This is a genomic window from Thermomonas sp. (genome assembly GCF_020850895.1).
Taxonomy (GTDB): Bacteria; Pseudomonadota; Gammaproteobacteria; order Xanthomonadales; family Xanthomonadaceae; genus Thermomonas.
In genome coordinates, this window is sequence record NZ_JADZDS010000085.1 from 1 (window position 1) to 10507 (window position 10507).

Below are 10507 nucleotides of genomic sequence, written 5' to 3' on the forward strand. Positions count from 1 at the left end.
ATTTCCCGCAGCGCAACCGGCGGCCAGACCCATACCGACCCATCGGCCACGGTTGCCGTGGGTCGCCGGCTTTGCGGCGGGGGGCTACACTGCCGGCACCATGGGGTTTGAACGTCCTATACCCCGGGGGTGGTCAGTCCGCGCGCTCCAGAACCCAGCGCGTGGCCAAGCTCGACAGTTCGGCGGCACTGTCCAGGTCCAGCTTGCGCTTGATGCGCTCGCGGAAGGTCTGCACCGTCTTGACGCTGATCGCCAGCTCGGCGGCGATCTGCTGGGTGGTCAGGCCGTTGCCGATGCGAGTGAGCACTTCGATCTCGCGATCGCTCAGTGCCTCCACGTGGACGCCGACCCCGTCGGGGTGGTGGCCGTGCCGGCGCTCCAGCAGGGCTTGCGCCATCGTATCGCCCAGATAGATCCGGCGCGCGCGCACGCGGCAGATCGCATTGACCACGGTGCGGCCGGCCTCGCTCTTCTGCACGTAGCCGCGCGCACCTGCCGCCAGGCTGCGCTGGGCCCAGGTCGGTGCCTCGTGCATGGACACCACGATGGTCGGGATGCCATGGCGTCCCGCTTCCTTCACCAGCTCCAGTCCGCTGGCACCGCGCAGCGACAGGTCGATCAGGGCCACGTCCGGGTGCAGTTCGAGCATCGCCGCCACTGCGCCATCGAAGTCCTCGGCCTGGCCGCACACCGCCATGTCCGCTTCCGCGTCGATCAGTGCGGCCAGCCCGGTCCGCACGATCGGGTGGTCGTCCACGATCAGGACGCGCCATGCCGGCATGTTTGGATTCACGTCAGCCTCCCACTGCTGGTGACCGAGGCGGGCGCCTCGCGCCACCATGATGCACAGATCCCGTGCACACGGCACGGCTTGCTGATGCCGCCGCTGCGTGCCTTGGACCAGCCAGAGTTCCGCAGATACTCCGTCGATGGTTCAACGGCTCCGCTGGTAGCGGACTTCGTTGTAGGAATCGCCCACCTGCGACGTGACAAATCCCTCGCGCGACTGCCGGATGGTGAACACCTCGCCGCCGGCATACAGTTCCCCATTGTTGATCCAGCCAGTGATCGACTGGCCATTGCTGGTGCGTGCGCTGACGCGACCATCAGCATTGATGGTCAGTGTCACTTCGATGCCGTGGGTCGCGTTGTAGCCCGTGAAGGTGCCGATCATCCAGTTCGGCACGTACGAGGCATGCCGCGCCCCCTGGTAACGGTCGTCGTAGCGTTCTTCGTGCTTGTTGGCGTTATGTGCCATCGCCCCCAGCAGGGCTGCGCCGACCAGTACACCGGCGGCGATGTTGCGGTCGTGGTTGTTGCCTCCATGGCTACCGTAGTCATTGGCATAACCGAAGTCATGGAGCCGGAATGTGGCTCGGCAACCATCATCAACCCAGATCTGGTTGCGGTTGTAGTCCCAGGTGCGTCCTTGCCTGCAGCTGGCGCTGGAGAGCTGGCGATCGAGGGTCACGTAAGAGGCTCGCGGGATCGAGCAAGTCGTATAGCGTTCGTTGCGACTTTCGCAGGTCACGAATTCGTCGGCATGGACTTGCGACGAGGCAAGCGTGGCGACGACGGCGAAGAGGCTGGCGCACAGTGCGGCACGTGGTGTCATGGCGATCTCCTTGCTGGATAAAGCGTGTTGGAAGAAACGAGCGGCGAGAAGGCGAATCAGCATTCGAATCGCTGCGCGCTTTGGAGCGCACTGAGAAAGCGACGCAATACGACGGCGAGCGATGGATCATGTGGTACTTGCAAGTCCGGCACCCAACAGGCCCACCCCGAACAGCAGCCAGTCGTTGATGATGTGCGCGCCGGTCGAGACCCAGATGTTCTTGGTCAGGATCCACGGCAGGGTCAACACCATCCGTGCCGAACCGATGATCACGATGCACTGGACGAGGTTCCAGTCGTAGGCGGGCAGGTGGATCAGGCCGAACGCCAGCGACGACACCAGCCATGCGCCGATGATCCCCGCCTTGCGGCCCATCCCAAGGTTGCGGGTGAACCATTGCAGCAGGGCCAGGAACGGCAGCAGGGTGATGACCTCCTCGCCGAACAACTGCGGGAGCATCTTGGCGAAGAAGCCGACGCGCTCGCCGGTGCCCATGCCTGCCAGCACCGCGTTGGCGGCGTTCGGGGTGACGTCGGCCATCGCCTTGAAGATGGCGCCGACGCTCATGCTCACCACGATGTTGAGCAGCGCGAAACCGACCATCAGGCGCAGCTCGCGCGCGCCCACCTTGCCGAAGATCGCGCGCCAGTGGCGGCCGGCGACGATGGCCAGCGCGGCGAGCGGCAGGCCCGGCAGCAGCAGTGCCGGCAGGAACTGCCCCGCCAGCCCCTCGCCCGGCCAGTCGATCGGCAAGGCCAGCAGCAGGAACGCGACCACCACCGCCATCAGCACGAGCAGCCACTGCGCGGTCGTGATCGTGGTCGGCGCGCCGTTGTAGTACGGGAAGTCCCGCCCCGAGTCTTCCAGTCGGGTGAAGCGGTCGCTGGCGATTGCAGGCGTTTGCGTGGTGGACGTCATCGCGTGGGTGTCCCGTGCTCAGGTGAAGGGGTGGGTGTTTGCAACAACTGGCGGCAATCCTCGGCGCTGATCTGCGCCAGGTAGCGCTTGAAGCCTGCCGAATCCTTTTCGTAGCGGCCGCTGCCGAGGTAGACGGTGTTGGCCAGGCCCAGCTGCACCATGTCCTCGACCGAGAAGCCCCAGCCCTTGCGCCCGGTGAAGCCGAAGCGCTGTTCCAGTGCATCGCCCACTGCGCACACCGCGAAGGCATCGTCCAGGCCGAGTTCGGCGTAGAAATCGGCTTCGTCCTTGCCGGTGGTGGCCAGGCTCTCGCTGAACTCACGCACGAACGCATCCGCCTGCGCGGCCGGGGTGTTCGATGGCACGAAACGGCGCAGCTCGTCCACCAGCGGCACCCCGTGGCGCGCCGCCAGCACCGCGAACTGGCGTTCGTTGCCATGCCAGCCGACCCACGCATCGGCGCGGATCACCCGTGCGCGTCCGGCCGGGAACACGTAATCGGCGCAGGACGAGAAGCAGATCGCATCGACTTCGACCACCAGCCCACGGCGGTGGACCCAACGACCGACATGGCGGCCTTCGATGGTGTCGCCGCCTCCGGAACTGACCACCAGCCGGGTGAGTTGGCCGGGTGCGACGGCGGCCACCGCGGCATCGAACGCTTTCGTGCTCGCCTTCGAGAAGTTGCCGGTGTAGTACAGGGTGTCGCCGCGCACCTCGACACGCGCCGGCTCCGCCTTCGCGCGGGTGAGCCACGCAGGCTCGGCCTCGCCCGCCACCGCAAGGCCCGCGCTGGCCAGCAATGCGGCCGCGATGCCGGCGCGCAGGAACCGATCCATCACCAGATCACCACGCGCTGTTCGGGCGCGCGCCACATGGCATCGCCGGGGCGGGTGCCGAAGGCCCGGTGGAAGGCGTCCAGGTGCACCAGTGGGGCCACGGCGCGCACGAACGAGATCCCGTGGACATCGACGGACACCAGGAAGCGCAGGCGCTCCGGGCGCGCCTTGAACGCCCACATCTGCGTCCAGGCCACGAAGCAGCGCTGGTCGGCGGTCAGGCCATCGACCTTCGCCTTCGCCTCCGGATGGCTGGCCAGGTGGCGTTGCAGGGCCGCATGCGCGAGGGTGAGGCCACCGAGGTCGGCGGTGTTCTCGGTGACGGTCTGTGCGCCGTTGTGCATCAGGCCGGGCAGGATCTCGTAGCGGTTGTACTGGTCGACCAGCACGTCGGTGCGCTGCTGGAACTGGCGATCGGCCTCCGGCGTCCACCAGTTGCGCAGGTTGCCCTGCGGGTCGTACTGACGCCCTTGACTGTCGAAGCCGTGGGTGAGCTCGTGGCCGATCACCGCGCCGATCGCGCAGTAGTTGGCGGCGGCGTCCCCGCCCGGCTGGAAGAACGGCGGCTGCAGGATCGCGGCGGTGATGTCGATCGTGTTGTTGGTGACGTTGTACGCGGAGTTCGCCGCGATCGGGGTGGTCTTGGTTGCGACGGCGAAGCGGTTGCTGTGCACCGGCTTGTCGATTTGCGAAATCTCTCTTTGAAACGCGAAGCGATTCGCGCGCTGCACGTTGCCGAAATGATCGCCCGGCCGAATGTCGAGACCGCTGAAATCAACCCAGTCATCGGGATAACCGACTTGAATGTCCATCTTGCCCAGTTTTTCCAGCGCGACGTTTCGGGTCGCCTCGTCCAGCCAGGCATTGCTATGCAGCCGAGCAGCGAATTCCGCCTTGATGTGCCCGACCATCTCGGTGATGTCGCGGCGGGTGGAATCGGCAAAATACGCTTGCACATACAACTGCGACAGCGGGTGGTACAGCTGCGCGCCGATTTGCTGGGTGACGACCTGCGCTTGCTCAGGCGGGCTCTTCAGGCCCTTGCGCTCCACCGTGAACGCTTCTTCCTGCAAACGCCATGGTTGCCCCAACTCCGGGGCGCGGCTGGCCAGCAAGAACCAGCGCAGCAGCAGCTTGATCTCATCGACCGGACGCTCGGTCAGAATTTTTTGCAGCGTCTTCATGGCGTTGATATCCACCACCTGAACCCGCGAGGGTACAGCGATGCCTAATTCGGCCAAATAGACCCGCAGGTCCAGCGCTGGCATCAGCGCCTGCGCCTGATCCAGCGTCATGATGTTGTAGGTGTTGGCCGGATCGCGCTGCTGCAGCGGTGTCAGCATCGCGCCCGCCGCTTGCGCTTCCATGGACAGGATCCTGGACGCCTGAGTCTTGGCGGCGTCGATGGGCTCGCCGATGCCGTTCAACATCGCCACGATGTACATGTGGTACAGGTGGCGCAACTTCTGATGTTCGGGCCTGGTGTATTCGTCCTGTTCAAGCAACTGCAAACCGGGTGCCAGCACCATGACGCCGGTGCTGCTGTCCTTGGCATCTGGCATGGCACCGACCATGATCAGCGGGGAGCCACCCACCGCGCCCTGTAGCCGGGCGGCGAGACGGCCATAGTCGGCCGGCGTACCTCCTGCCGCAGCGATGCGCTTCATATCGGCCTCCAGCGGCTTGAGACCGAGCGCGTCGCGGCGTGCGTTGCCCATCGCCGCCCGATAAAAGTCGCCCACTTGCTGGCGCGGGCTGCCTTTGGGTGCCTCGGTCGTCGCGGCGGCTTCTTCGATCAGGGACAGCAGTTTCTTGTCCAGCTGATGGCCCAGCAGCGCGAACGACCCGATGTCCGGGTCGCTGGCCGGGATCTCGGTCTGTTGCAGCCATTGGCCTGCGGCATAACGGTAGAAGTCCTGACGCGGATCCACCGAGCGATCCATCTTCAACGGCAAATAGCCCAGCGGCAGCTTGACCTCCGGACCCGCTGCGCCCTGCGCGTGCACGGCAACGAGGCCGCCGAGCGCAATGAGGACGGCGGCGAACAGGGGCAGTGGCGACTGGCGATGCGTGGGGCTCGCGCGCTTCATCAAGGCATTTCCGGTCGGAGGACGTGGGCGGAACATCGAGCGCGATGCCGTGCTGCTGTCCGGCAGCACGGCATCGTCACGCGACGCTAGGTGCCGCGTCTGCGATCAGGGCATGGCCTCGAAGATCGCGCGGCAACCGTCCTTGACGTAGACGCCATTGCCGGTCTCGCCCCAGGTCTCGTTCTTGGTGCAATTGGCTTTGCTCAACTGCTGCTTCATGACGATGTCGCCGCCGCCCGGGATCGCGCATTCGGTGTACTTGCCGCCGATCGACGTGCACGTGACTTGGGCAGGGCGATGGTCCACCCGGCCGTAGCCGCCGGTGTTGCCGTGGTAGGAGATGTTCCTGCCACGCTGGGCCACGCCTTCCTCATAGCCCGACGCATAAGCGTCCGAACGACCAGGGTTGTAGTACGGCGCATTGTGCAGGCCGTCGTTGTAGCCGAGGTCGTACTGACCGCCGGTATCGGCCTTGTTGTCGTGGGCATTGTTCTTGTGCGCGATCGCGGCGGCGATGGCGGCGGCGCCGATGATCGCGGCAGCGGTGTTGCGCTCATTGTTGCTGCCGCTGGTGTGCTGGTTGCAGTTGGCGCCGGTCGCATCGGTGATTGAGCGGAACTTGCCATCGAAGGTTTCCACGCGCACGCAGGTGCGGCTGTCCGGATTCCACCAGAACCCCGCCTTGCCGCCGCCGTAGGCGGTTGCGCCGGTGATGAAGTTGTAGCCGCGCGATTCGAGTTGGGATTCGCCACCGGCGGCGCGTGCGCCGACGAGGTCGCGCAGGCTGTTGGCCTTCTGGGCAAGCGCGACGTTGGCGGGACCGATGGCCAGGCCGATGCCGGCGGCGAGGCTGGCAATGCTGAGGAGGGTGCGGGATGTCATGTCGATGCTCCAGGGAATGCACCATGCGGCGCGAAGGTGTTGTGGGCGGGAGCCTTGCGTGGCGATACCCGCCGACTCCCCCGGCGGGCTCGAATCGGCTGCGGGACGGCGTACCGGGTCCTGCTCAATCGCCCTGCACGAAGACGTCGGGAATTTCGTAGCGCTCAGTGCCGAGCTTCGCGATGGTGGTGTCGCCCTCACGACTGGAGGCGATCGCCATCGCCGCGGTGCCATCGGCCTGCGCCGTCGAGAACGACAGGAAGCTGCCGTCCTTGTTGAAGAAGATCGTGCGCTTGAAGCCATCGGGCAACGTCACGTCGATGTAGGGGCCCGTCTCGGCATCGCGCACCACGCCGGCTTCGCACATCCCCGCCGGGGCGCCCTTGTAGCCGCTGCAACGGATCGGGCCGGTGGCGTTGTAGTTGGTGCCGGCGACCTTGGCGTCGCCCTGGCCGTCGCCATCGCCGGGGATGGCGGCCTGGTTGGGCACCGACACCAGGGTGACGCCATCCACGGTCCCGACCACGTTGCCCCCCAGCTTGGCCGCATCATCAGCGGACAGGCAGCCGGCGAGGGTCGCGCTGTCGTCCAGGTAGTTCACGGTGGCTTCGGTTTCCCCGATCCTGCGGCAGGCATCGCCTGCGTTGGGGAAGCCATCGCCCATGACCCTCAGGCTGGCAGGCCAGGTGACTGGGGCGGCGGCCACTGCTGTATCCGCCGGCGCTGCGGCCTGCGATGTCGACTCGGCGGCAGGCTTGCAGCCTGACACGACGAGAACGACGGCGAACGACATCAGGCTGGCTCGGATGCATGGGCTCATGGTGTTGAAGCTCCTGTGGAGGGGGTACTTGGATGATGAGAGTAGAAGCTTTGGGTTCACGAATGAGTGACCTTCACCAACAAGCAGGGTGCGCTCGAGCACCAGCGTCCGCGATGACCGTTCATCGCCATGCACTGGATCCTCGGCTGGCGCACGGGATCACCACAGCCGCACCCGGTCTTCGGGTTTCAGGTAGAGCTTGTCGCCGGGCTGCACGTCGAAGGCCTGGTACCACGCATCGACGTTGCGCACGGTGTTGGGGCGGATCGCCGATGGCGGATGCGGGTCGGTCTTCAGCAGGCGGTCGACCGTGGCGTCGCGGCCCTTCCAGCGCCAGGCCTGGCCGTAGGCCAGGAAGAAGCGCTGGTCGCCGGTGAAGCCATCCAGCACCGGCGCTTGCTTGCCGCCCAGCGAGCGCTTGTAGGCATCGTGCGCCACCACCAACCCGGCCAGGTCGGCAATGCTTTCGCCCAAGGTCAGCGCGCCGTTGACCCGCTTGCCCGGGAGCGGCTCGTAGGCACCGACCTGGTCCTGCAGGCGCCTGGTGGCGGCGGTGAAGCGCTGCGCGTCCTGCGCGGTCCACCAGTCGCGCAGCAGGCCGTCGCCGTCGCTGTTGCGCCCCTTGTCGTCGAACAGGTGGGAGATCTCGTGGCCGATGATCGCGCCCATCGCGCCATAGTTCACCGCGTCGTCGGCCGCGGGATCGAAGGCCGGCGGCTGCACGATCGCGGCCAGGAACACGATCTCGTTCCAGATCGTGTTGGCGTAGGCATTGACCAGGAACACCGGCTGCAGGAACTGCCGGCGATCGGGATACACCTGCAGCTGCTTCATTTGCACCTTGTGCCGGAACGCGGCGGCCCGCCGCGCATTGCCGAGGGCGTCGCCGCGCACGACCTCGAGTCCGTCCGTGGTGTTCCAGACATCCGGATAGATCGCCTTGAGGCTGACCTTGGCGAGCTTCTCGCGCGCGCCTGCACGGGTCTCCGGAGCCATCCACTCGAGGTTGGCGAGGCGCGCGTCGAACGCGGCGACCAGGTTGTCGATCATCGCCTTCGCCTTCGGTCGCGCATCGGCGGCGACGTAGCGTTCGACGTACAGCTTGCTCAGCGGATCGGACAGCGGCAGGCCCTGGCCGCCGATGTCGAAGATGGCGTCATGCCAGCGCGGGCTGGGGACCTGCTGGCCGGCGAGTTGCCTGCCGTAGAACGCGAACACCTCGTCGCGGGCCGGCTTCGGCAGGTACTTCGCCACCGCGACGAGCGTGGTGTAGCGCAGGTAGTCCTTCCAGGCCTCCAGCGAATGGGTGGTGACCAGCGTGGCCATGTCCTTCAGCGAGGCCGGGGTGGGCACGATGACCTTGTCGGGCGCGCCTGCGCCGGTCGCCGCGAGGTACTTCGGCCAGTCGATGCCGGGGGCCATCTTCGCCAGCTCGGCGACCGTGACCACATTGTTCTTCTTGGTGTCGTCGCGCAGTTCCGCGGCCGGGAGCGTGAGCCTAGCGATCCGCGTCTCCAGGTCCTGGATGCGACGGGCGCGGGCCTCGGCATCATCGAAGCCGCCGAGCTTGAGCATCCGCGCGATGTGCGCCTGCTGGGCCTGGCGCAGCGGGGCGTAGGCGGGCTCCAGGTAGAACTCGCGCGCGCCCAGCACCACCGTGCTGGTCTCGATCGACGGGCGCATCTTGCCGACCATGTTGCGGTCCGCGTCCACCGCGACCGTGATCGCGCGCAGGCCGATACCGCCATGACTACGGGCGAACAGATCGATCAGCTGCTGATGCGTGGACAGCGCATCGATCGCGTCCAGCTCGGGCTTGATCGGCGCGAACCCGGCCTTGTCCAGCGCGGCCTCGTCCATGTAGGTGGCGTACCAGTCGCCGAGCTTCTTGACCTCGCTGCCGGCGGCGGCGTTGGTGTCGGCCGCGGCGGCCTCCAGCAGCGCGCGGGTCTGCTGCAAGGCCTTGTCCTGCAGGCTCGCCAATCCGCCCACCTCCACTTTGTCGGCGGGGATCTCGGTGCGCTGGTTCCACTTGCCGTTGACGTAGGAATAAAAATCGTCGCCCGGCTTGATGGCGGTGTCCATGTTGGCCAGGCCCACGCCCCAGGCGCCGTTTTCTGGCTTGTCCGGCGCTGCCTTGGCGCTGACGGGCGTCACGGCCGCCGCCGCGGCGGCAGCAGGTTGCTGGCAGCCTGCGATCGCCAGCGTGAGGGCAAGTGCGAGGACCGAAATCTTCATGCAACTCCCGGGAGACGAATGGCGTGACGCATTGGGATGCCCGGGGCCGCGCGCGCCCGTGGACGGCCACTGCCGTCCGCCACGCGTCCGGCCCTTGGCTGGTTACTCGACGACGATGGCCCCGCTGGTGCCGGCGTCGCTGTTGTGCCACCTGTCCTGGCCCTTGAGCCGGCGGTCGCCTTGGATGGTGTAGGTGATGAAGCCGCTCTTGAACACGAGGGCGCCGTCGCTGCGCTTGGCCGCGACCGACTTGCCGCTCACCCAGACCCGTTCCTGCGGGTCGACGCGGATCGTCGACACGGTGCGACCATCCGCGGCCTTGGCGACCCATTGACCGGCGTAGGGCGACTTCGCCGCGGCCACCGGCTTGGGCGCCGGCTTGGGCGCCGTGCCGAAGCCCGCCCTGGCGTTCTCCTCCTTGGTCTTGTTGATGTCGCAGCCCTGCAGCTCGCTGGCCTGCGTGCAGCCCGAACGCTCGAGCTTCTTCCGGTATGCAGAGTCGACGGAGTGCGCCGCCAGCGGCAGCAGCAGGCCGACGATGACGACGCCGAGCGTGGCGTGGATCCTTGCGTTCATGGCGTGAAACTCCGTTCGATGACGTGGGAAACGAAGCGCGCATGGGGCCAGGCAGGCACCCGAACCACCCGGCGAGGCTGGCCGGAACCAGCGACACGGGCATGGTCTCGCTGCGACAAGCATCACACGCGCGCAAGCGGCATGTCCATCGGTGGGAAGCCGACGCAATGTCAGCAATTCGCTGACATTGGCCAGAAAACTGATGAGTGCCACCGAGGTGACTACAAGACCAACTCGAACAGCGTTGCGGCCTTTGATGAGAACGGCGCTTGGATGGCCTGTGGCAGCGAGCAAATGCGCGGGGGCGGCCCGTTTCCCCTCGGATGCGCGCCCAGCGTAGAATCTCGCCCACGGTGGCAATGCCCGTGCGGCAGGAAAGTTTCCTCGGGTGGGGGGACTACACCACCACTTCCCCTCGACACCGGCCTCAGGTCGTCCGGCGCTCGGCCTGGATGGCGTCGAGCACGGCGCTGGTCACGAGCGTGATGCCGCGGCTGCGAGCGGCCGCGATGATCCCTTCCAGTGCCTG

General features: G+C 66.6%; 9 protein-coding genes. All 9 read right to left on the reverse strand.

Going from position 1 to position 10507, the window contains the following annotated elements; all coding sequences use genetic code 11:
• Positions 1–133: 133 nt before the first annotated feature.
• Positions 134–781, reverse strand: a complete 648-nt coding sequence (locus IT472_RS08150; protein ID WP_297180727.1) for a response regulator transcription factor — start codon at positions 779–781, stop codon at positions 134–136.
• A gap of 153 nt (positions 782–934) precedes the next feature.
• Complete coding sequence (locus IT472_RS08155; protein WP_297180728.1) at positions 935–1615, reverse strand: DUF3011 domain-containing protein; 681 nt, start codon at positions 1613–1615, stop codon at positions 935–937.
• Between the two features lie 126 nt (positions 1616–1741).
• Positions 1742–2533: a CPBP family intramembrane glutamic endopeptidase gene (locus IT472_RS08160; RefSeq protein WP_297180730.1), complete on the reverse strand. Its 792-nt coding sequence runs from the start codon at positions 2531–2533 to the stop codon at positions 1742–1744.
• Positions 2530–3372, reverse strand: a complete 843-nt coding sequence (locus IT472_RS08165; RefSeq protein ID WP_297180732.1) for a hypothetical protein — start codon at positions 3370–3372, stop codon at positions 2530–2532. The genes IT472_RS08160 and IT472_RS08165 overlap by 4 nt, the downstream gene beginning before the upstream one ends.
• A complete protein-coding gene (locus tag IT472_RS08170; protein WP_297180734.1) occupies positions 3372–5462 on the reverse strand; it encodes a M13 family metallopeptidase in 2091 nt (696 codons plus the stop codon). The genes IT472_RS08165 and IT472_RS08170 overlap by 1 nt, the downstream gene beginning before the upstream one ends.
• Before the next feature lie 105 nt (positions 5463–5567).
• Positions 5568–6344 (reverse strand): DUF3011 domain-containing protein, encoded by a 777-nt coding sequence (locus tag IT472_RS08175; RefSeq protein WP_297180736.1) that lies wholly within the window; start codon positions 6342–6344, stop codon positions 5568–5570.
• A gap of 124 nt (positions 6345–6468) precedes the next feature.
• Entirely contained in the window at positions 6469–7164 is a 696-nt protein-coding gene (locus IT472_RS08180) for a hypothetical protein (RefSeq protein WP_297180738.1), read from the reverse strand.
• Between the two features lie 159 nt (positions 7165–7323).
• Entirely contained in the window at positions 7324–9402 is a 2079-nt protein-coding gene (locus tag IT472_RS08185) for a M13 family metallopeptidase (RefSeq protein ID WP_297180739.1), read from the reverse strand.
• Positions 9403–9504: 102 nt separating this feature from the next.
• Entirely contained in the window at positions 9505–9978 is a 474-nt protein-coding gene (locus IT472_RS08190) for a hypothetical protein (protein WP_297180740.1), read from the reverse strand.
• Positions 9979–10507 lie beyond the last annotated feature (529 nt).